The sequence below is a fragment of the Ruegeria lacuscaerulensis genome (assembly GCF_013034685.1).
GTDB lineage: Bacteria > Pseudomonadota > Alphaproteobacteria > Rhodobacterales > Rhodobacteraceae > Ruegeria > Ruegeria lacuscaerulensis_B.
The window spans coordinates 199589-221850 of sequence record NZ_WQGO01000001.1; the positions used below are offsets into that span (position 1 = coordinate 199589).

Annotated in this window: 21 protein-coding genes; 11 read left to right on the forward strand and 10 right to left on the reverse strand. The window is 60.2% G+C overall.

All coding sequences use genetic code 11. The annotated features are described in order from the left end of the window. Positions 1-100 precede the first annotated feature (100 nt). From GOV80_RS00990 to GOV80_RS01000, 3 genes are all read left to right on the forward strand, one after another. Entirely contained in the window at positions 101-1705 is a 1605-nt protein-coding gene (locus tag GOV80_RS00990) for a peptide chain release factor 3 (RefSeq protein ID WP_170782518.1), read from the forward strand. Positions 1706-1723: 18 nt separating this feature from the next. Beyond that, complete coding sequence (locus tag GOV80_RS00995; protein WP_170782519.1) at positions 1724-2662, forward strand: glycosyltransferase family 2 protein; 939 nt, start codon at positions 1724-1726, stop codon at positions 2660-2662. 184 nt (positions 2663-2846) lie between these two features. Continuing rightward, positions 2847-4250, forward strand: coding sequence for a DEAD/DEAH box helicase (locus GOV80_RS01000; protein ID WP_170782520.1), 1404 nt, complete (start codon positions 2847-2849; stop codon positions 4248-4250). On the opposite strand, the gene GOV80_RS01005 is transcribed toward GOV80_RS01000, so the two are convergent. Genes GOV80_RS01005 through GOV80_RS01015 form a run of 3 tightly spaced genes read right to left on the reverse strand, consistent with a single transcriptional unit; the run spans position 4247 to position 6245 of the window. Continuing rightward, on the reverse strand, positions 4247-5149 hold the full coding sequence (locus GOV80_RS01005) for a DMT family transporter (RefSeq protein ID WP_170782521.1): 903 nt from the start codon (positions 5147-5149) through the stop codon (positions 4247-4249). The two genes, GOV80_RS01000 and GOV80_RS01005, sit on opposite strands and share 4 nt — an antisense overlap. 21 nt (positions 5150-5170) lie before the next feature. Then, positions 5171-6049: a fatty acid desaturase gene (locus tag GOV80_RS01010; protein ID WP_170782522.1), complete on the reverse strand. Its 879-nt coding sequence runs from the start codon at positions 6047-6049 to the stop codon at positions 5171-5173. Beyond that, positions 6042-6245 carry a DUF2061 domain-containing protein gene (locus GOV80_RS01015; RefSeq protein WP_170774408.1) on the reverse strand — a complete coding sequence of 68 codons (204 nt, stop codon included), beginning with the start codon at positions 6243-6245 and terminating at the stop codon, positions 6042-6044. The genes GOV80_RS01010 and GOV80_RS01015 overlap by 8 nt, the downstream gene beginning before the upstream one ends. Positions 6246-6351: 106 nt before the next feature. Between GOV80_RS01015 and GOV80_RS01020 the strand changes: the two genes are divergently transcribed. Both GOV80_RS01020 and GOV80_RS01025 read left to right on the forward strand, forming a co-directional pair. Continuing rightward, positions 6352-7212, forward strand: a complete 861-nt coding sequence (locus tag GOV80_RS01020; protein ID WP_170782523.1) for a helix-turn-helix domain-containing protein — start codon at positions 6352-6354, stop codon at positions 7210-7212. Between the two features lie 71 nt (positions 7213-7283). After that, the gene (locus tag GOV80_RS01025) at positions 7284-7466 is read left to right on the forward strand and encodes a hypothetical protein (protein ID WP_170354385.1); all 183 of its coding nucleotides are present in this window, start codon (positions 7284-7286) and stop codon (positions 7464-7466) included. Here GOV80_RS01025 and GOV80_RS01030 read toward each other — a convergent pair. From GOV80_RS01030 to bcoG, 3 genes are read right to left on the reverse strand one after another with little or no spacing between them, the layout of a single operon-like run. Next, positions 7463-8224 (reverse strand): SDR family oxidoreductase, encoded by a 762-nt coding sequence (locus tag GOV80_RS01030; RefSeq protein ID WP_170782524.1) that lies wholly within the window; start codon positions 8222-8224, stop codon positions 7463-7465. The genes GOV80_RS01025 and GOV80_RS01030 overlap by 4 nt on opposite strands. Then, positions 8221-9702 carry a carnitine 3-dehydrogenase gene (locus GOV80_RS01035; protein ID WP_170782525.1) on the reverse strand — a complete coding sequence of 494 codons (1482 nt, stop codon included), beginning with the start codon at positions 9700-9702 and terminating at the stop codon, positions 8221-8223. Before GOV80_RS01035 ends, GOV80_RS01030 begins: the two co-directional genes overlap by 4 nt. Before the next feature lie 48 nt (positions 9703-9750). Next, positions 9751-10665 (reverse strand): 3-dehydrocarnitine:acetyl-CoA trimethylamine transferase BcoG, encoded by a 915-nt coding sequence (bcoG, locus tag GOV80_RS01040; RefSeq protein WP_170782526.1) that lies wholly within the window; start codon positions 10663-10665, stop codon positions 9751-9753. Positions 10666-10796: 131 nt separating this feature from the next. Between bcoG and GOV80_RS01045 the strand changes: the two genes are divergently transcribed. Further along, a complete protein-coding gene (locus GOV80_RS01045; RefSeq protein ID WP_170782527.1) occupies positions 10797-11783 on the forward strand; it encodes a GlxA family transcriptional regulator in 987 nt (328 codons plus the stop codon). An 89-nt stretch (positions 11784-11872) separates the two neighbouring features. Here the strand turns inward: GOV80_RS01045 and GOV80_RS01050 are convergent, their stop codons facing one another. The 3 genes from GOV80_RS01050 to GOV80_RS01060 are packed head-to-tail and all read right to left on the reverse strand — an operon-like array spanning position 11873 to position 14881. Beyond that, positions 11873-12919, reverse strand: coding sequence for an aldo/keto reductase (locus GOV80_RS01050; RefSeq protein WP_170782528.1), 1047 nt, complete (start codon positions 12917-12919; stop codon positions 11873-11875). Between the two features lie 32 nt (positions 12920-12951). After that, on the reverse strand, positions 12952-13410 hold the full coding sequence (locus tag GOV80_RS01055; protein ID WP_170782529.1) for a DNA polymerase III subunit chi: 459 nt from the start codon (positions 13408-13410) through the stop codon (positions 12952-12954). A 4-nt stretch (positions 13411-13414) separates the two neighbouring features. Further along, the gene (locus GOV80_RS01060; RefSeq protein WP_170782530.1) at positions 13415-14881 is read right to left on the reverse strand and encodes a leucyl aminopeptidase; all 1467 of its coding nucleotides are present in this window, start codon (positions 14879-14881) and stop codon (positions 13415-13417) included. Between the two features lie 231 nt (positions 14882-15112). On the opposite strand from GOV80_RS01060, the gene lptG reads away from it, so the two are divergent. The 5 genes from lptG to rsmA all read left to right on the forward strand — a co-directional run bounded on the left by lptG (position 15113) and on the right by rsmA (position 21541). Further along, positions 15113-16213: an LPS export ABC transporter permease LptG gene (lptG, locus tag GOV80_RS01065; protein WP_170782531.1), complete on the forward strand. Its 1101-nt coding sequence runs from the start codon at positions 15113-15115 to the stop codon at positions 16211-16213. Further along, on the forward strand, positions 16213-18375 hold the full coding sequence (locus tag GOV80_RS01070; protein WP_170782532.1) for an LPS-assembly protein LptD: 2163 nt from the start codon (positions 16213-16215) through the stop codon (positions 18373-18375). Before lptG ends, GOV80_RS01070 begins: the two co-directional genes overlap by 1 nt. Beyond that, entirely contained in the window at positions 18366-19619 is a 1254-nt protein-coding gene (locus GOV80_RS01075) for a peptidylprolyl isomerase (protein WP_170782533.1), read from the forward strand. The genes GOV80_RS01070 and GOV80_RS01075 overlap by 10 nt, the downstream gene beginning before the upstream one ends. After that, the gene (gene pdxA / locus GOV80_RS01080) at positions 19616-20581 is read left to right on the forward strand and encodes a 4-hydroxythreonine-4-phosphate dehydrogenase PdxA (RefSeq protein WP_170782534.1); all 966 of its coding nucleotides are present in this window, start codon (positions 19616-19618) and stop codon (positions 20579-20581) included. Before GOV80_RS01075 ends, pdxA begins: the two co-directional genes overlap by 4 nt. Positions 20582-20662: 81 nt before the next feature. Continuing rightward, positions 20663-21541: a 16S rRNA (adenine(1518)-N(6)/adenine(1519)-N(6))-dimethyltransferase RsmA gene (gene rsmA, locus GOV80_RS01085; protein WP_170782535.1), complete on the forward strand. Its 879-nt coding sequence runs from the start codon at positions 20663-20665 to the stop codon at positions 21539-21541. Between the two features lie 18 nt (positions 21542-21559). Here rsmA and GOV80_RS01090 read toward each other — a convergent pair whose 3' ends face one another. Next, positions 21560-22135, reverse strand: coding sequence for a DUF4167 domain-containing protein (locus tag GOV80_RS01090; protein ID WP_170774436.1), 576 nt, complete (start codon positions 22133-22135; stop codon positions 21560-21562). Positions 22136-22262 lie beyond the last annotated feature (127 nt).

The following is a 22262-nucleotide window of genomic DNA, read 5'->3' on the forward strand; positions in this document are numbered from 1 at the left end:
CCACTATTTGTTCACTATATGTTCTTATTGCCATAAGCATACGATTCGAACCACCCCCTTTGTCTTGCCTCGGCAGGATTCCCCGCCTATACGCGCGATTATGCTTGATACCTCGAACCAACCCACCCTGCCGCCCGAGATCGCCCGTCGCCGGACCTTCGCGATCATCTCGCACCCTGATGCGGGCAAAACGACGCTGACGGAAAAGTTCCTGCTTTATGGCGGCGCGATCCAGATGGCCGGTCAGGTGCGCGCTAAGGGTGAGGCGCGGCGCACGCGCTCGGATTTCATGCAGATGGAGAAGGATCGTGGTATCTCGGTTTCCGCCTCGGCCATGTCGTTTGATTATGGGAACTTCCGGTTCAATCTGGTGGACACGCCCGGCCACAGCGATTTCTCGGAAGATACCTATCGCACTCTGACTGCCGTGGACGCCGCCGTCATGGTAATCGACGGCGCGAAAGGTGTGGAAAGCCAGACGCAGAAACTGTTCGAGGTTTGCCGCCTGCGCGATCTGCCGATCCTGACCTTCTGTAACAAGATGGACCGCGAAAGCCGCGATACGTTCGAGATCATTGACGAGATTCAGGAAATGCTGGCCATCGACGTCACGCCCGCCGCGTGGCCGATTGGCGTGGGTCGCGATTTCATCGGCTGCTATGACATGCTGCGCGACCGGCTGGAACTGATGGACCGCGCCGACCGCAACAAGGTAGCCGAGAGCATTCAGATCGACGGTCTGGATGACCCGAAACTAGCCGAACATGTTCCCGAGCACTTGCTTGAGAAACTGCTGGAAGAGGTCGAGATGGCGCGTGAATTGCTGCCCGCGCTGGACCCGCAGGCGGTTCTTGAGGGGCATATGACCCCCATCTGGTTCGGTTCGGCGATCAACTCGTTCGGTGTCAAAGAACTGATGGAGGGCATCGGCGCTTACGGCCCGCAGCCGCAAGTGCAATCGGCCGAACCACGTCAGATCGCGCCGGATGAAAAGAAGGTCGCAGGCTTTGTCTTCAAGGTTCAGGCCAATATGGACCCCAAGCACCGCGACCGGGTGGCCTTTGTACGGATGGCCTCGGGCCATTTCAAACGCGGCATGAAACTGACCCATGTGCGGTCCAAGAAGCCTATGGCAATCTCGAACCCGGTGCTGTTTCTGGCCTCGGATCGCGAACTAGCGGATGAAGCATGGGCCGGTGACATCATCGGCATCCCCAACCATGGCCAGTTGCGCATCGGCGACACGCTGACCGAAGGTGAGGCGCTGCGCGTGACCGGCATCCCGTCCTTCGCGCCGGAATTGCTGCAAGGCGTGCGTGCGGGCGACCCGATGAAGGCCAAGCACCTGGAAAAGGCACTCATGCAATTTGCCGAGGAAGGCGCAGCCAAGGTGTTCAAACCCTCGATTGGGTCGGGCTTTATCGTGGGTGTCGTCGGCGCGCTGCAATTCGAAGTGCTCGCCAGCCGGATCGAGATGGAATACGGCCTGCCTGTGCGGTTCGAGGCGTCTCAGTTCACATCCGCCCGCTGGGTCAGTGGTGACAAGGTGGCGGTGGACAAGTTCGTCAACGCCAACAAGCAGCACATCGCGCATGATCATGACGGCGACATCGTCTACCTGACACGTCTGCAATGGGATATCGACCGGGTAGTGCGGGACTATCCTGACCTGACCCTGACTGCGACCAAGGAAATGATGACGTGACCGGCCAAAGGGCCGCGCATGGGCGCTAAACCGACCTGGGGAACTGTCTCGACGGTCCGGGGGGCGGCCCCGGACATCCTGCGTTTCGTGGCCTATCACCTCGACCTTGGGGTGGATCGGATGCATGTCTATCTGGACGAACCCTGCCCCAAGGCCTTCAACGCCCTGAACCGGCATCCAAAGGTTGAGGTCCGCAATTGCGACGACGGGTTCTGGGCCAATCGTCAGCGGGCGCGCCCCGACAAGCATCAGGTGCGCCAGACCGCCAATGCCTCATTCACTTACCGAAAGGCCAACGAAGACTGGTTGCTGCATATTGATCTGGACGAGTTTCTGTGGCCCGACCGCCCGGTGGCCGATCTGCTGGCCGAGGTCGCGCAGGATACCCCTTATATCCGCGTCCGCCCGGAAGAGGCCGTGGCCGAAACCAAGGACCTGTACAAAGCCTATATCCCGCTCGGGCCTGATCGTGCCGCAACGGTGCAGGCGCTCTATCCCAACTATGGGGCTTTCGTGAAGGGTGGGTTTCTCAGTCACCTTCAAGGCAAGGTGTTTGCTCGCACCGGTTTGCCAGGCATCAACTTCCGCATTCACGGGTTGTTCCAGCATGGGGAACGCCTGATCTGCAAAGCGGAACTTGCCGAGGCTGCGCTGTGCCACAGGCACGCTCCTGATTGGGACCACTGGCTGGCGCATTACCGGTTCCGACTTGAGCGTGGGTCATACAAACCCGGATTGACGCCAAATGTCCCGCGAGATGAGGGCGGCATGAATATGAACGAACTGCTCAGCTGGATCGAAGCCGAGGACGGTATCGACGGCTTGCGCGCGTTTTTCGATGAGATCAGCGGCGCACACCCCGACGTGCGGGCGCGGCTGGAACAACACGGGTTGATCCGGCACCGGCCACTGGATCTGGACCGAAAACTTGCGAAACATTTCCCCGGAAGCATCTGAATTGTTGCATTAAATCTGCATGGTATCGGGCCGCGGACATCTAAACCCCTCTTCATTTGACCCTGCCCAACGTTTTTGTTATGTCCCGCTTCAGCCGAAATGCGCGGGACGCGCATGGCCATCCGGGCCCGGCACACCTTCATACGCGCGGGCCAGGTCGAGTGTCCGCAAAAACCGGACATACATGACAAAGTTTAACGAACTGAACCTGAACCCGAAGGTCCTCAAAGCCATTGAGGAAGCCGGATACGAAACACCCACCCCGATTCAGGCCGGAGCGATTCCACCCGCGCTTGAAGGCAAGGATGTGCTGGGCATCGCCCAGACCGGCACCGGCAAAACCGCCAGCTTCACGCTACCGATGATCACCCTGCTGGCTCGAGGCCGCGCACGGGCGCGGATGCCGCGCTCGCTGGTGCTGTGCCCGACGCGGGAACTGGCCGCACAGGTGGCCGAGAACTTCGACACCTATGCAAAGAATGTGAAACTGACCAAAGCACTGCTGATCGGTGGAGTCAGTTTCAAGGAACAGGACGCTCTGATCGATCGTGGCGTCGACGTGCTGATCGCCACTCCGGGCCGCCTGCTGGACCATTTCGAACGCGGCAAGCTGCTGCTGACCGGCGTTCAGATCATGGTGGTGGACGAGGCCGACCGGATGCTGGATATGGGGTTCATCCCCGATATCGAACGCATCTTCTCGCTGACGCCCTTCACCCGTCAGACACTGTTCTTCTCGGCGACCATGGCGTCCGAGATTGAGCGTATCACCGACACGTTCCTGTCCGCCCCTGCCCGGATCGAGGTTGCCCGTCAGGCCACCGCGTCCGAGACGATCGAACAGGGCGTGGTCATGTTCAAAGGTGGCCGTCGCGACCGCGAGGCCAGCGCCAAGCGCAAGGTTCTGCGCGCGCTGATCGACGCCGAGGGTGAAGGCTGCACCAACGCGATCATTTTCTGTAACCGCAAGACGGATGTGGATATCTGCGCGAAATCGCTGAAGAAATACGGCTATAACGCCGCCGCCATTCACGGCGATCTGGATCAGTCGCAGCGCATGAAAACCCTGGACGGATTCCGCGACGGCTCACTGCGCCTGCTAGTGGCCTCGGACGTGGCCGCACGGGGGTTGGATATCCCCTCGGTCAGCCATGTGTTCAACTTTGACGTCCCCGGCCATGCCGAGGATTACGTTCACCGCATCGGTCGCACCGGTCGAGCGGGGCGCGAGGGAAAGGCGATCACGATCTGCTCGGGCCGCGATGAAAAGGCGCTGGATGCGATTGAGAAGCTGATCCAGAAGGACATTCCCCGGCTCGACAATCCGGTCAAGGAAGAGCCCAAGGACGAAAAGCCCAAGCGCGAGAAAAAGATTAAGCCGGTCGACGAGGCAAAGGTCGACAAAAAGCCCGAGCGCAAGAAGGACGCGGACCGCCGAAAGGACAAGGAACTGCGTGGCCGTGGTCGCCGCACCGATTCAGGTCCGGCGGTTGTTGGCATGGGTGATCACCTGCCCAGCTTCATAGCGCTGAGCTTTGACGAACGCCGCGCAGGCGTAACGGCGCTAGCCGAGGCGGACGCCTCTTAAATCGTTAGCACCAGGGCCAGGATTGAGGCCCCCAGCAATGCCATCCCGGCGATCTCGCGCCGGGTGATGGTTTCGCGGAAGAACAGGATCGAGGCGAACAGGCTGAGGATCAGTTCAGCCTGCCCCAACGCCTTCACATAAGCCGCATTCTGCAATGTGAAGGCGAAGAACCAGCAAAACGACCCGCTTAGACTGGTGAGGCCTACGAAGACGCCGGTGCGCCGCGTCTCCCACACCGCGCGCAGTTCGGCGCGGTCTCGCCACAGCAGCCACAGCCCCATGCTGACGAATTGGAATGTCACAACAACGGCCAGCGTCACCAGCGCGCGGAACCATGCGTCGATCTCGCCAAGCTGCAGTGATGCGCCCCGGTAGCTGACTGAGGAAAAGGCGAACAGAATCCCCGACCCCAGCCCCAGCCGTGACGCGCGATTGGTCAGGTGTTTCCACCACGCACCGTCCCCTCCGGGGTTTTTCGACAGCAGCAGAACTGCGGTCAGGCCCATCAGAATGGCGACTAGCGCTCCGGCTGAAACCTGGTCGCCCAGAACGAGGAAACCGACGATAGCGGTCTGGATCACCTCGGTTTTCTTGAACGTGATTCCGACCGCGAAGTTGCGCTGCTTGAACAAGGCGACCACACAGATGGTTGCCAAGATCTGCGTTGTGCCGCCAATGGTCGCGAACAGCCAGAACACGGGTGGCATCGAAGGCAAAGACAACTCGCTGAGTTGCAGTGCAGCCCAAAGCGCCAGAACGACCAACGGCATGGAATAGGCAAATCTGGCAAAGGTCGCACCTGCGGCGGACAATTTCACGCTGCTCAGTGATTTTTGCAGCATAAACCGCACGGTCTGAAACGAGGCGGCGGCGATGGTGACGGGTATCCAGAGGCTCATACCGCCCCTTGTGGCCGCAATTTACCCCTTTGGCCAGAGCGGATGCGGCACCGGATCCTTGGCCTTTAGGAAATGGGCTCGAAACACCTGCGCGTAAGAGCGATAGACATAGGCCTCGTTCCGCGCCAAGTACGTGTCTTGCCCTGCGCGATACAAGGCGGGCAACCGGTACCACGGCGCCGCTGGATTCATGTGATGAACCACGTGCAGGTTGTTGTGAAGAAAGAGAAAGGCCAAGGGCCCCCGATCTTCGATGATCACCGTACGAGCCGAAGCCCGATCATGGGCGCGGTGTTCAAGAAAGGTTCGGATCTTCACCAAGCCTAGCCCCAGATATGCAGCCAGAACATAGGCCCAGATTGGCATGGGCGACAGCGACACAATCCACAGCACCACCAGAACTCCGCATAGATGCAATGCCCAGGCAAGCAGGATATCTGGTTGCAAAACGGACCGTAACTCATTCCGTATGAACACAAATTGACCAATGGCCGGACCCAACACGATGCGCCCTAGTAACGTATTGTTCACTGCCAGCAAGCGTTTCTGCCAACCGCGCAGAGCTGCCCAGACCTGTGGATCCAGATAGTTAGATTCGGGGTCGTCATAGGGGTCGGTCAGCGTCGCATCCCGATGATGTGCCAGATGCTGGTCGCGGAACCGGCGGTACGGAATGAACAGCGTCAACGGCAACGCCATCAACGCCTCATTCAACGCCTTTTGCCGAAAGGGGTGGCCGTGGATCGCTTCATGCGTCAGCGAAGAATGCAGTGCCGCCACGACGCCCACCAATGGCACAGCGGCCCAAACCGGCAAATAAAACAGCATCGCTAACCACGCCCCATAGCACCCAAGGATCAGGGCAAGGGTGCCCCATTCAGGCCCTGCACGCTCAGACATTGCGGCCCCATGAGATACCTGCCCATATACGTTCGTAAATCACGTAGAGCGTCAGGCCGATGGCCGTGTTGACCAAAGCCAAACCGCCCCCGATCGCGGCTGAGCCGGTTGCGACCAACCCCACAACGGTCATCACCACAAGGCCCACCGCATTCCACAGTACGGCCTTCACGACTGATCTGCGTCGTGTCTCCATTCCGTCACCCATATTTTTGTTATGGCTTAAGAATTACGGATCACGCAGATGGTGAACATTCTGAATGTGATTAACAAAATTCATCATCTGTGATAAAACCAAACACATGTCCAAAAATATCGACAAACGAGACCGTGCCGCACAGTTCCGCCTCCGCCTTGCCCGCGCGATGGAGGAGCGGCACGTGAGCCAAAGTGCTCTGGCGCGAAACATCGGCGTAGATCGCTCGACCGTGTCGCAACTTCTGACCGGCGACGGAGCTCGTTTGCCGAATGCGCATGTGGTTGGTGGCTGCGCGTCAGCGCTGGGAGTTTCGGCGGATTGGCTCCTGTCGCTCTCGGACCGACCCGAAAGCGCGGCTGAACTTTTGGCGGGTGCGCTAACTGTGACTGAGGCCGCCCGCGCGTTGGTGGATGAGCGGATATTCGAATGGCATCAAGAGGCCGCCGGATACAAAATCCGTTATGTTCCAGCGACTTTGCCGGACATGTTAAAGACCCGCGCCGTGCTGGAATGGGAGTATGCACCGCATCTGGGGCGGACGGCAAATCAGGCCATCGGCGCATCTGAGGACCGGTTGACCTGGATGCGCCGAGCGCAGTCGGACTACGAAATTGCCATGCCTTTGTTTGAAATCGAAAGCTTCGCAAGCGCAACGGGATATTACCGAGGGCTGGATCTGCAAACACGTCAGGATCAGATCGACCATCTACTTGCTTTGTGCGATCAACTCTACCCGCGCCTGCGCGTCTATCTGTTTGATGCAAAGAGGCTTTATTCGGCACCAGTCACGATCTTTGGCCCCTTGCTCTGCGTGTTCTATGCGGGCAGCCACTATATGGCGTTCCGCGACCGTGACCGGATCGAAACGTTCACCCGCCATTTTGACACTCTGGTCCGCGAGGCCGACGTCACCGCGCGGGATTTTCCCGGCCATCTGCGCGCGCTACGCGACAGTATGCGTTGAACTCAATCCTGTGCTAACGTCACTGGGCGCGAACCCTTTCGCATTCCGATTATGAACGGAGGAGCACAGGAATGGACGCAATGCAAACCGCCCAATACGCACGGGCCTTATATTCCGCCCACGGAGACAGAGCCGAGGCTGAAGCCGCGCAGAAGATGCGTGAATGCGAGGCCGCCGGGAATATGCAACAGGCACAGGATTGGCAGGCGGTCCGCCAGACCATCCGCCAGATTCGTGGTCCCAATCAGGGCTAAATCTTGGGGTCGGGGTTGACGGTATGCCCGTCCACCGCGATCACTTGCCCAGAAACCAGCCGCGCCGCGTCTGACGCCAGAAACACGGCCATATCGGCAATGTCACGCCCCTCGACAAACCGCCCCATCGAGGTGCCTGCGGCATAGCCGTTATACACCTGATCGCGGGTCATGCCTTTGGCGTTGGCCTCGCGGGCCAGAACGCCCTCCATCCGGGGGCCTTCGACCGCGCCGGGGCAGATCGTATTGCAACGCACGCCGTGAGGGCCAAGTTCCATCGCCAGCGTTTTGGCCAGTCCGATGACACCCCATTTCGCCGCCGCATAGGGCGCGCGATTGGGATATCCGTATTGCCCGGCCGTAGACGAAGTGATGATGATCGCCCCACTGCCCTGAAGCTTGAGGATCGGTGCCGCGTATTTCGCGCATAAAAACGCCCCCTCAAGGTTGACCGCCAGACAGGCACGCCATTCGTCAAGCGCCACATCCTCGACCAACGCCGTCGGTCCGGCGATCCCGGCATTGGCGCAGAGCGTATCCAGCCCACCCCATTGCGCCGCAATCTCGGCGAACAGGGCGGCAACCGAGGGCTCATCCGCCACATCCACCTGCGACCGTTTCCAATGCTCTGGGCACGCGCTTAACGCCTCCGCATCCAGATCGGCGACCCAGACCTGCGCCCCAACGGCGTCGAACGCCTCGGCCATGGCCCGGCCGACGCCCGAGGCCCCGGCCGTGATCAGAACCCGCGCGCTCATGCAGGTTTACGGATCGCCGCCCCCGCGCCCTCGGGATAAGGCAACCCGGCCTGCGCCTCGGCAATACGGGCCATGGCCGCCTCGATCTCCGCTGACGGAGCACTTGGACGGCGGGTGTCCAGACTGACATGCAGCAGAAAGCTTTCACCCGTGGCCAGCAGCTTGTCGCCCTCGTACATGCTGTGGAAAACGTGCAGCTTCTTGCCCTGCCCCAACAGCATTTGCGTGCGCACCTGTATCTTTGCGCCTGCATGCACCTCATCCACATAGCGGATGTGGTTCTCAGCGGTGAAGTAGCTGCCGCCCGAGGCGATATAGTCCGCATCACAACCGATGATCTCCATGAACCGGTCGGTGGCAGCGGCAAAGGCCTCCAGATAGCGCGCCTCATTCATGTGGCCGTTATAGTCCGTCCAATCCAGCGGCACCGCGCGCGACAAGGTCAAGATCGGTTGGCTCAGAGCGGCCTCCTCCATCGTCGGCAGAGCACCTGGTTTCAGCAGCGCGTCATGCTGGTTCAGCACCGCCCCTGCGCCATAGTCTTGCGCCTTGAGCGCGCGCATCATGCCCACGAGGTTATTGTCGCGGATGCGCTCCAGTTCACGGATGGAATGCATCCCCGATTGCGCATCCGACTGATCGGCGATCATATCGACCAGTTCATCAGTGAACTCGGGCACATCCATCAGCTTGGTCCAGGGCCATTTCAACGCTGGTCCGAACTGCGCCATAAAGTGCCGCATCCCGGCCTCGCCCCCCGCCACGCGGTAGGTCTCGAACAGGCCCATCTGCGCCCAGCGGATGCCGAACCCCATACGGATCGCCTCGTCCACCTCTTCGGTGGTGGCGATGCCGTCCTTGACCAGCCACAGCGCCTCGCGCCAAACCGCTTCAAGGAACCGGTCAGCGATATGCGCGTCGATTTCTTTTTTGATGTGCAGAGGGAAGAACCCCACCGATTTCAGGAGCCCCTGCGCCCGCTCGACCATCTCAGACGGGTTCTTGTCCGTCGGTACAAGTTCGATCAGTGGCAGCAAGTACACCGGGTTAAACGGATGCGTCACAACGATCTGTTCGGGCCGTAACGCACCCTCCTGCAATTCCGAAGGTTTGAACCCACTGGTCGACGAGCCAATGATCGCGCCCGGATCACACGCCTCCTGCAACCCCTTGTAAACCTTCAACTTAAGATCCAACCGCTCGGGCACACTTTCCTGAATCCACTCCGCGCCCTGCACGGCCTCAACCATATCTTCATGAAAACTCAGAGAACCCTCGGGTGGCAACGGAACATCACTCAGCCCCGGCAGCGAACGCCGCGCATTGTCCAGAACCTCCCCAATCTTGCGCTCAGCTTCAGGATCAGGGTCAAAAACCCGAACATCCCACCCGTTCAGCAAAAACCGCGCGGCCCAACCGCCGCCGATCACACCACCACCAATGATTGCCGCTGTTTTCACGTCGATCCGCCTCTTCATCTGGCTAAAAATATCCCGGGGGTTTGGGGGCAGGCCCCCAGTCCGCGCTTATTTCGCCGCCGGCGCACGCTTGGTCAAACCCAGCTTCTCGCGCACCTCAGCAGGCCCAATGACCTTCGCGCCCATATTCTCGATAATGGTCCCCGCACGCTCGACCAACTGCCAGTTCTCGGCCAGAACACCCTTGTCCAGCCACAGATTGTCCTCCAACCCAACCCGCACGTTGCCGCCTGCCAGCACAGTAGCCGCCACATAGGCCATCTGGTTCCGCCCCAAGGAAAACGCACTGAACGTCCAGTCATCAGGCACATTGTTCACCATCGCCATGAACGTATTCAGATCATCCGGCGCGCCCCACGGCACGCCCATACACAGCTGAACCAGAGCGTTCGGCTCCAGAATTCCCTCTTTCACCAACTGTTTGGCGAACCACAGATGACCGGTGTCAAAAGCCTCAATCTCGGGCTTCACACCCATATCCGTCATCATCTGCCCCATCGCCCGCAGCGCGCCTGGGGTGTTGGTCATGACGTAATCCGCCTCGGCAAAGTTCATGGTGCCGCAGTCCAGCGTGCAAATCTCAGGCAGACATTCCGCGATATGTGCGACGCGCTCGGAGGCGCCGATCATGTCGGTGCCCTCAGCCACCGGAAACGGGCTCTCGACGCCGCCGAACACGATATCCCCACCCATCCCGGCCGTCAGGTTCAGCACTACATCCACATCCGCATCGCGAATCCGGTCCGTCACCTCGCGATACAGGTCCAGCCGTCGGCTGGGTGCGCCGGTCTCGGGGTCGCGCACATGGCAATGCACCACCGCCGCCCCGGCCTTGGCCGCCGCAATCGCGCTGTCGGCAATCTGCTGCGGCGAGCGCGGCACATGCGGGCTGCGATCCTGCGTCCCGCCCGAGCCGGTCACGGCACAGGTGATAAAGACCTCGCGGTTCATTTCCAAAGGCATGGCGTTCTCCCCAACTTATACCCGGTTTTGCCCTGAGTTTTCCCCAGACTTCTCCCCGGCAATCGATTTGCGTTGCCCGCGACTCTGACGCAGCATTGTGAAAACACTTGCCAGAATGCGAATCGAACTTGATGAAATCCGCAAAAAACATACTGCAGCCCGAACATCGTGCCCTGAAAACGGCGGTGCTGGTGCTGGACGACTGCAACACGCTCAGCTTTGCATCCGCCGTTGATCCGATGCGCGCGGCCAACCGTCTGGCGGATCGTCCGGCATTTGATTGGGATTATGTCACCGCCACGGCCCAGCCCGCGATGCTGACCAGCGCACTGACCGTACCGGGTATCCCGCTGGCGCGCCTGCAAAGCTGCGACCTGATGATCGTGGTCGCAGGCTTCCAACTGGCGCGCCACGCAACCCCCAGCCTGCTGGCAGGTCTCCGCCGGATCGCAAACACCGGCGCCACAATGGCAGGCATCGACGGAGGCCCCTGGCTACTGGCCGAAGCAGGCCTGCTGGACGGCCACGCCGCAACAACCCATTGGGAAGACCTGGATAATTTCGCAGCCCGTTTCCCCGAAGTCGACGTCCGCCCCGACCGGTTCGCTGTCTCGCAAAACCGCCTCACCTCAGGCGGCGCAATCCCAGCGGTCGAAATGATGCTGCATATCATCGCCGCCCGCCACGGCGCAGGCTTCGCCGCACGCGTCTCGGGCCTATTCCTCTATGACGGCGCGCCCGACCCCAGCAAACCGCAAAGCCGCACCGGCGCCCCACACCGCCACACAGCGCTGACGGCCAAAGCCAACAGCCTGATGCAATCCGCGCTGGATGACCCCCTGCCGCTTACCAACATAGCCGAGACACTGGGTACCAGCCCCCGCACCCTGCAACAGCAATTCCGCCTGCGCCTGAACACCACGCCGCAAGACCACTACCTGCAACTGCGCCTGGCCGAGGCCCGCCGTCTGGTCACAGATACTGACATGCCGCTGATGGACGTAGCACTGGCCACAGGCTTTGCCTCGCAATCAAGCTTCGCCCGCGCCTTCCGCACGGCCCACGGCCTGTCGGCCCGTGACCTAAGACAAGAACGCGCGCACCCCACCCATCACTGACCGGATCCGCTTTCATCTGGCCAAAAATATCCCCGGGGGAGACGCCCGTAAAGGGCGGCGGGGGTAGAGCCCCCGACCCACCGCGAAACCTAGTACGGCATCGGAAAGGCGCGATGGGCCGCGGTGATCTCGCTCAAAACTTCCGAGGACAACTCAAGATCCTTACCCGCAAGGATACGTTCCAGTTGCTCGACCGTCGTGGCCCCGAATATTGCCGACAACATGAACTTCCGTGTCTGGCACCATGCTAGCGACATCTGGACCGGGTCCAGCCCATGCCGATCTGCAATATCAAGATAGGCCGCAACCGCGTCAAACACACGATCTGACTTGCGCCCACCCATCTCGGCATTGATCGACATGCGCGATCCGTCGGGCACCGCACCGCCCTGATACTTACCAGTCAGGAACCCCGCAGCCAAAGGTGAGAACGCCATCAATCCCACATCCTCATGCACGCTCAACTCGGCCATATCGGTATCGAAATGCCGACAAAGCAGTGAATACTCATTCTGAACCGAAGCCACCCGTGGCCCCGCCCCTGCCTCAGCCAAGCGTAACCATTGCGCGGTGCCCCAAGCGCTTTCGTTGGACAGGCCAAAGGCGCGGATATTGCCCTTGTTCACCTGCACCTGCAGCGCCTCCAGACACTCCTGCATGTTGGCCAGCACTTCGTCGGTGTTGTCACCTGCCGGCGCAAAGGTCCAATTCTGGCGGAACATGTAGCTGCCCCGGTTTGGCCAGTGAAATTGGTAAAGGTCGATGCAGTCCGTCTTCAACCGCCGCAGGGATCCCTCGACCGCCTCTGGAATGGTTTGGGCAGAGATTGGAGACCCGTTCCGCGCATGCGTAAACCCTGCTCCTGAATGTTTGGTCGCCAGCACATAGTCACTGCGGCGCGACGGGTTTGCCGCGTTCCAGTTCCCCAAGATCTCTTCGGTGCGCCCCACCGTTTCGGCCGAGATCGGGTTAACCGGATACATCTCGGCTGCGTCGACGAAATTGATCCCGGCCTCCAACGCCATATCCATCTGAATGTGGGCGTCCGCCTCGGATGTCTGGGTTCCGAATGTCATGGTCCCAAGACATAGATCGGTCACCATGATGCCGGTGCGGCCCAAAGGCTTCATTTCCATTTATCACTCTCCTGAAATCTGTACGGCAGGGCCTAAGCCTCGGCCTTCTTCTCCCATCGACCCGAAGCCTCGGACCAGTATTGCGCCGAACAACCTGCGTCAGTCAGTGCTTTCCACTGCCCCCGCGCGTGCTGCACCGCCTGTTCATCATTGCCGTCGAACAGGATGCATACCCGCTCCAACGCGTTCACTTCGTCCGGGGCAACAGCGGCACCGTCAACGGCCATCACACAAGCCGGATCGTTGCCAGCCTGCGGGCCGGTGGTCAGCAAGATGGGCTGATCCGCGTCATGCGGACCTCCCGCAAGACCATGCGGCAGGAACCCATCCTCGGGCCCCAGCCACAGTTTTTCATCCAGCCAGTCCATCCGTGCGAGATCAGTGCCCCGCACGGCAATCCGCCACCCGGCCTGACGCGCCTTGTCCAGCAACGCCGGCAAAGTGTGCTCCAGCGGGCGTTGGGTCAGGTGGTAGAAATAGACAGCCCCCATCCGATTACTCGAAATTGTCCTGCACAAACCGGCTGAGCGCCCGCACGCCCCATCCTGTTGCCCCTTTGGGCGCATAAGACGTCTCGGACGCGACCGAGGCCACACCAGCGATATCCAGGTGAATCCACGGCGTTTCCTCTTTCACGAACCGCTGCAGGAACTGCGCCGCCGTGATTGAGCCCGCAGGCCGTCCGCCCACGTTCTTCATATCCGCGATACGCGACTTCAACAGCTTGTCATAGGCATCACCCAACGGCATCCGCCACGCGCCCTCATCCTCGGCCTTGGCGGATTTCAGGAAGGCATCGCAGAACGTGTCATTGTTCGAGAAGACCCCCGCATTCTCATGCCCCAGACCGATGATGATCGCGCCGGTCAGGGTCGCCAGATCGACCATGCCCACCGGGCTGAAGCGTTCCTGCGCGTACCACATCACGTCGCACAGGACCAATCGACCCTCGGCATCGGTGTTGATGATCTCGACCGTGTCGCCTTTCATGGACTTGACCACATCGCCGGGACGCGTGGCATTACCCGAAGGCATGTTCTCGACCAGCCCGACAAGGCCGACTACATTGGCCTTAGCCTTGCGCTTGGCCAGCGCGCGCATGGTGCCAGCAACAACTCCTGCGCCGCCCATATCCATGGTCATGTCTTCCATGCCACCCGCAGGTTTCAACGAAATCCCGCCGGTATCGAACACAACGCCTTTGCCCACCAGCGCCAGCGGAGAATCGCCCTTGTCGCCACCGTTCCACTGCATCACCACAACCTTCGAGGGGCTAACCGAGCCCTGCCCGACGCTCAGCAATGTGCGCATCCCCAGTTCTTCGAGCTTGTCCTCTTCCAGAACCTCGACCTCAAGGCCCAGTTCCTGCATTTCGACCAAGCGATCGGCGAATTCGGTGGTGGTCAGAACGTTTGCAGGCTCATTGGTCAAGTCGCGCGTCATCCGCACGCCGTCGGCAATGGCGTAGAGCGGCGCAAATGCCACCTCGACCTCATCGGGTTTTTGATGCGCGATCGTGACCGGAGCGGCCGCGTCGGCATCTTTTGTCTTGTGCGCATCGAAATCATAGCTGCGAAGGGCGATACCAAGGGCCAGTTCCTCGGTCCTAATCTGGTTCGCCGCCATGACCAATAGCGCTTTGCCGCCTGCCAGTTTGGCCAGCGCAACACCGCCCTTGCGGGCCTCGGCCGGATCAGGACGGCGGGGCAGAATCAGGATGTCGAGTGCCTCGGCCACCATTCCTCCGGGCCAAGCCAGCGTGATCACGTCACCGCTTTTCACCTTGCCGAAGCGTTCGCTTTCCACCAGTCGTGCGACGGCTCCACGGGTCAGACGATTGGCACGCCGTGCCGCTGGGCCCATCTTGCCATCGTCCGTGATGATTATCGCCACGCGCCCCTCGGCCTGTGCCATTACGTCGATGTCGAAAGACTGAAACTGGATCGGGATAAGACTGCTCATGGCGAACTCCTGAAAATCTGTTTCCCAAGACCTAGCCCGCGCTGCCCGGCTTGACCAGATAGCAGTTTTCCCCGACAGGCATTTGCAGTACAGTCGCGAAAAAATTCCGGCAGGTTGGTGGGAGAGTGCAGTGGTAAGACGGGGCAGGCATATGCCGTCGCATATAAGCGCGGCCCGCGGTGAGTCCGATCCGTTGCCTCCCACAAATATTGGTCCGGCAGGATGGGCGGCATGATCCTCGACCGCTACTTCGCCCGCCGCTTCATGCAGAGTTTTTTAGTCATCGGCGCGATTTTCCTGACCCTGCTGATTCTGATCGACCTGATCGAACAGGTGCGCCGCTTTGACGACGAAAACCTGTCCTTCGGACGGTTGCTGCATTTGACCCTGCTGAATACCCCCGCTGCCATCAGCGAGATGCTGCCCCTTTTGGTGATCCTGTCCACAATCGCGCTTTTTGTCGGTCTGGCCCGCAGTTCGGAACTGGTGGTGACACGCGCCATCGGTCGGTCAGGCATTCGCGCACTGCTCGCGCCCGCCACGCTGGCGCTGGTCATCGGCGCAGGAGCGGTCGCCCTGCTGAATCCCATTGCGGCTGCCACGTCCGAGGAATATCAACGCCTGTCCGACAGCTACCGCAACAACGGAAGTTCGGCCTTTTCGATCAGCAGCGAAGGCCTGTGGTTGCGACAGGGCTCGCGCAATGGACAATCGGTGATCCACGCGCGGGGCACCGCAAATGGGAACACTTTGGTCCTGAACGAGGTGACAATCATCACCTTTTCACCTGACGGGACACCGAACCAGCAGATCCAGGCAGACGCGGCTGAACTTAAGGACGGGAATTGGATCCTCAGCAACGCAAAGGTTTGGCCGTTGATCCAAGGCGTCAATCCTGAAACCAACGCGACAGAGCATGAAAGGCTGGAGATTCCGACCTCGCTCACCCGTCAGCGTATTCTGGATACATTGGGCGATCAGGGATCCGTGTCGGTCTATGACCTGCCAGAACTGATCCGCGATTTGGGTGAAGCGGGGTTTTCGACCAAACAATATGAGGTCTGGCTGCAAGTTCAGCTTGCCCGGCCCTTCTTTCTGGTGGCAATGGTCCTGATCGGGGCCGCCTTCACCATGCGCCATGTAAGGTTCGGAGGCACCGGGATCGCGGTACTGTCGGCGGTTCTGCTGGGATTCGCCATCTACTTCGTAAGAAACTTTGCCCAAATTCTGGGAGAAAACGGACAATTGCCTATCTTCGTCGCGGCCTGGGCTCCGCCATTTGCAGCCATTCTTTTGTCGCTCGGCCTCCTTTTACACGCGGAGGACGGCTGATGCGTCTTTTCGCGCGTTTATTGTTGTCTGGTGCCGTCGCGCTCACACTGCCAGTAGTTGCGACAGCGCAAGTACAGCCTACGGCCGCCCCAACGCAGGATCAGGCGCAACAGGATGAACCGGCGTTGCTGGTGGCCGACAAGATCTTTATCACCCCCGACCGCGTTCTGGTGGCTGAGGGCAATGTCGAGGCGTTTCAGGGCGACGCCAAAGTCACCGCCAACCGGATCACGTATAACCGCGACACCGGCGAGCTGAATCTGGAAGGCCCCGTGCGCATTGATCAGGCCGGGACAACCACGATTCTGGCGGATTCGGCCACGTTGGACAGCGGCATCCAAAACGGCCTGCTGATAGGTGCGCGGATGGTGTTCGAACAGCAGGTGCAGATTGCATCCGTTCAGGCCAAACGCGCGGGCGGACGGTATACGCAGTTCGACAAGGTCTCTGCCACATCCTGTCATATCTGTTCGGACGGCAGGCCGCCTCTTTGGCAGATCCGGGCGCGGAAAGTCACGCATGACCAGTTGGAGCGGCAACTATACTTCGAAGGCGCACAGTTCAGGATTCTGGACCTGCCTGTCTTCTACTTCCCTTATCTGCGCCTTCCCGATCCGACGCTGGACCGCGCCACGGGGTTTCTGGTGCCGTCGATCCGCACCACATCGCAGCTTGGGACCGGAGTTCAGGTTCCCTATTTCTTCAAGCTGGGTGATCACCGGGATCTGACGCTAACGCCTTATATCTCGCCCGAAACCAAAACGCTGGGCTATCGTTATCGGCAGGCATTCAAGCGGGGGCGGATTGAAATAGATGGCGCGTATACACGTGACGATCTGGAACCCGGTGAGGATCGCGGGTTCTTATTTGCAAACGGATATTTTGGGCTTAACGACGGATATCTGCTCAGTTTCAACCTGCAAACCACGTCGGACGACGCGTATCTGGCCGATTATGGCCTGCCCGAATTCGACCGCCTGCGCAGTGAAATTGCATTGGAACGGTACGAGCGCGATACCGCATTCCGCACCAGCTTTATCCACTTCAAAACCCTGCGCGACAGTGAAGATCAAGATGAAATCCCATCGCGCATCTTCGATCTGTTCTACGAGAAACGCCTGTTTCCCAAATCGGTCGGAGGCGAAGTACGGCTAGGTGTCGAGACCCACGCGCATGAGCGCACCAGCGACGAAGACGTGCTGGGCCGCGACGTCGCACGGGCGACATTCGATGCGGAATGGCTTCGCAGCTGGACTTTTGCATCCGGGCTGCGTGCCGACGCGCAACTGGGTGCGTCTGTGGACACATTCAACATTCGCCATGACAGCAATTTTCCCGATCAGGTGACGCGCACCACGCCGCGCACCGCGCTGACCCTGCGCTATCCGATGGCACGCCGCGAACAAAGCGGGGCAACACAGGTGCTGGAGCCGATTGCGCAGGTCGGTTGGACCCAGGTTTCGACCAATGATGTGCCACTGGATGAAAGCACCTTTCAGGAATTCGACCAAGGGAACCTTTTGTCCCTGTCGCGCTTTCCCGCACCCGACAGGCGCGAGGATGGGGTCACGGGCGTATTCGGGCTCAACTGGTCCCGATATGCGGGCAATGGTCGCCGTGCGTTGGTTACAGTCGGGCAGGTCTATCGCGCAGATGCAGACCCCGAGTTCAACCTGACCTCGGGCTTGCAGGGAACCTCGTCCGATCTGTTGCTGGCCGGGCAGCTGCAAACCGCCAATGGTTGGTCCCTCGCGGGGCGCGGTCTGTTGAACGGCGATTTCAGCTTCGCCAAGGCCGAGATGCGCGCGGCCTGGCAAAGGGAAACCGTTGGGATCGTAGGAAGTTACGTCTGGCAAGAACCCGACCCGGATGAAAATATCGACGACGAGATATCGGAAATACGTTTGGACGGGCGCTATACAATTGACCAAAACTGGCTGACCCAGGCCCTCGCCCGATATGACATTAGTGAATCCGAGCCGATCCGATACGGGCTTGGCGTCACCTACCGCAACGAATGCGTACAAGTTAACATGAGTGTCAGCAGGCGCTTTACTTCGTCATCAAGTATTGAGCCTTCGACAGAATTCGGCTTTACCGTAGCTTTGACGGGATATTCCGTTGAAGGCAGTGGCCAACAGTTCAAGAGAAGATGCAGTTGATTCCAGGTTTCTCAAGTTTCCTTCGTTCCGGTTGGCTTAAACCGGTTGCTCCGGTTTTGACCGCGCTTGTCCTTGCTTTCGTCGCTCCGCAAACGCAGGCCCAAAGCCTGTTCTCGCCTGCAATCAAGGTCAATCAGGATATCGTCACCTGGTACGAACTGGATCAACGCCAGCAATTCCTGACCGTTCTGGGCGCGCCAGGCGCATCAGACGAAGAAGTCCGCCAGGCCCTTATTGATGACCGCCTACGCCGACAGGTCATGCGTCAGGCCGGAATCTCGGCCAATCCCGAGGCCGTTCAACTGGGCATTGACGAGTTCGCAGCACGCGGCCAGCTTTCCAGCGATGAATTCCTGCAACTCCTTGCTGATGCCGGGGTATCACGTGAAACCGTACGTGATTTTATCGCCGACCAACTCTCGTGGCGTGATTTCATCAGCGCCCGGTTTATCTCGCAAGCGCGCCCGACCGAGGATGAGATTAACCGTGCCCTGGGCCAATCGGGCAGCGGCGGCCTTCAGGTTTTGCTCTCCGAAATCATCATCCCCGTGACACCGCAGACTCTGCCGCAAGTGCAATTGTTGGCCGACGAAATCGCTCTGGTCGAAGGGTTCGATGCCTTTTCAGCGGCGGCAACGCAATATTCGGCCGCCGGCACACGCACCAATGGCGGTCAATTGGACTGGTTGAACCTGACCGAGCTTCCGCCCGCTTTGCAGCCGGTTATTCTTGGGTTGAAGACCGGTGACATCACCCAACCCATATCCCTGTCCAACGCCGTCGCACTGTTTCAGATGCGGGGCATCCGGGAAAGCGCAACAGCCGCGCCACAGTACTCCAAGATCGATTACGCAATCTACAATCTGCCAGGCGGACGCAGCCCGGCAACTCTAGCGCGCGCAGCCGAATTGCGTGAAAAAGTCGATACCTGCGACGATCTCTACGGTATCGCACAGGATCAGCCCCCAGAAGTTCTGGAACGGATTGAGGCCGCACCAGCTGAGATTCCGCGCGATATAGCGCTGGAACTGGCCAAGCTGGACCTCAACGAGGTATCCACCACCCTGACCAGCAACAATGGTCAGACACTGCGCTTCCTGATGCTGTGCACGCGCACACTGGACCGTGGAGAAGAAACATCGCGGGCAGACGTCGCCAACGCCCTGACGCAACAGCGCCTGCAAGCCTTTTCCGAAAGCCTTCTGGAGCAGCTGCGCGCCGATGCCACGATCGTCGAGCAATGACAGCCCCTATCGCGCTAAGCTGCGGTGACCCGGCCGGTATCGGCCCTGAAATCGCAGCAAAAGCTTGGGCCGAGCTGCGCGACACCTGCCCGTTCTTCTTCATCGGAGACGCAGCGCATTTGCCGGGCGGGACCCCGACCGCAAAAATTTCTAATCCAGCCGAGGCATTGAAACTTTGTACCACGGCCTTGCCCGTCCTGCAGCTTGACTTTCCCGAACCCGCTCTTCCGGGCCGCCCTGCCTCCGCCAACGCGCCAGGTGTCATTGATGCAATCGAGCTTGGCGTATCCCTGGTCCAATCCGGTGCGGCCTCTGCACTGTGCACGGCACCGATCCACAAAAAGGCACTGATCGACGGCGCCGGTTTCGCCTATCCCGGCCATACCGAGTTTCTGGCGGCGCTTTCTGGTCGCAAACGGGTGGTGATGATGCTGGCCAGCGACCAGCTTCGTGTGGTGCCCGCAACGATCCACATTCCGCTGTCCCGCGTCCATGCGGAACTGACCCCTGACCTCCTGCAAGACACGATCGAGATCACCGCGCATGGCCTACGCACCCAATTCGGTATCCCGAACCCTCGCATCGCCATCGCGGGCCTCAACCCTCACGCAGGCGAAGGCGGCAAAATGGGGCATGAGGAACTGGACTGGATCGGCCCCTTGATCGATAGGCTGCCTACCTATGACTACACGGTCACCGGTCCGCATCCTGCCGACACCATGTTTCACGCCGCCGCCCGCTCCCACTATGACGCAGCTATCGCGATGTATCACGACCAAGCGCTGATCCCGATCAAGACGCTGGACTTCGACCGCGGCGTAAACGTGACGCTGGGCCTACCCTTCATCCGCACCTCGCCCGACCACGGCACCGCCATGGACATCGCCGGGCAAGGCATCGCCAACCCCTCCAGCCTAATCGAAGCCCTGAAACTCGCTCAACGCATGGCGCAAAGCACTTGACCCTTCACCTGGCTGAAAATATCCCCGCCGGAGGCAAAAAAACTGGCGCACCGCCTCAACCCGCGCCACGGTAACCGGATCATGAGCGCCATCGACACCCTTCCCCCACTGCGCGAAGTCATCGCTGCACACCAGCTTTCGGCCCGCAAATCTCTGGGCCAGAATTTTCTGCTGGATCTGAACCTAACTGCCAAGATCGCCCGTCAGGCCGGTGATCTGACTACATGTGACGTGCTGGAAATCGGCCCCGGTCCCGGCGGCCTGACCCGTGGGCTTCTGTCCGAAGGCGCCCGCAAAGTCGTCGCCGTTGAAAAAGACACCCGCTGTATCACCGCCCTCAACGAGATCGCAGCCGCCTATCCGGGCAGGCTAGAGGTCATTAACGGCGATGCGCTTGAAATCAACCCGCTCGCCCACCTGACGCCCCCCATTCGCATTGCCGCGAACCTGCCCTACAATGTGGGCACTGAATTGCTGGTGCGCTGGCTGACCCCACCCGAATGGCCTCCGTTCTGGCAAAGCCTCACCCTGATGTTCCAACGCGAAGTGGCCGAGCGGATCGTCGCTCAACCCGGCAGCAAAGCCTATGGCCGCCTTGCCATCCTTGCCCAATGGCGGGCCGAGGCGCGGATCGCCATGTCCCTGCCGCCGGGCGCCTTTACGCCGCCCCCAAAAGTTTCCAGCGCGGTGGTCCACCTGACCGCCCTGCCCGAGCCTCGTTTTCCGGCAGATGCAGCCACCCTATCCCGCGTTGTCGCGGCAGCCTTCAACCAGCGGCGCAAAATGCTGCGTGCCTCGTTGAAAGGAGTCGCCCCCGATATCGAAGACAGGTTGCGCGCTGCTGGCATAGAACCCACCGAAAGGGCCGAACAGGTCCCGTTGGAAGCCTTCTGCGCTCTGGCTCGTGCAGTGAAGCAGCCCCAAGAAACAAAAAACCTCGGGTCGAAACCCGAGGCTTAACTTTGCTATTCAAACCAATTACTCAGCCGCCTCTGGAGCATCTCCCTTGTCGGCAGCGGGTTCTTCCGCAGCGGGCGCGGCCTTGGGCTTGCGCGCACGTGGCTTGCGTGCCGGTTTTTCTTTCTTCTCAGGTGCGGCGTCGCCGCCTTTGCTTTCGGGTGTCTCCACCAGACCGGATTCAGGTGCCGCATCTTCGGGCGCGAACCCCATCACATCAGGCTGCGGAGCCTCTGCGGGGTCGGCTTGACGGGCGGCTTCACGTTCCTGACGCTCGGCGCGCTCGCGGTCACGTTCGGCCTGGCGTTCGCGGTTCTGCCGCTCCTGCTCTTCGCGGCGGGCTTCCATCTCGCGTTGGGCTTCGCTCAACAGACGCAGGTAATGCTCGGCGTGTTGCTGGAAATTCTCGGCGGCCACACGGTCATTGGACAGCTGCGCATCGCGGGCAAGCTGGTTGTACTTGTCAATGATCTGCTGGGGCGTGCCGCGCACTTTGCCTTCCGGCCCCGAGCTGTCAAAGACCCGGTTTACAACGTTGCCGCCAGAAGGACGATTGCGGTTATTCTTGGCCCGCGAGCGGGATTTGGAAGATCTCATCTACTTTCGTCAGCCTTGTCTTACGATGTCGATCACCTCGCGACGTACACTGCTCAAAGGCTTTAGCTGTGACGCGATGTCGACTTTTTGGGCTTGGCGTCAGGGGCGCGCTGTAACGGCGTCAACC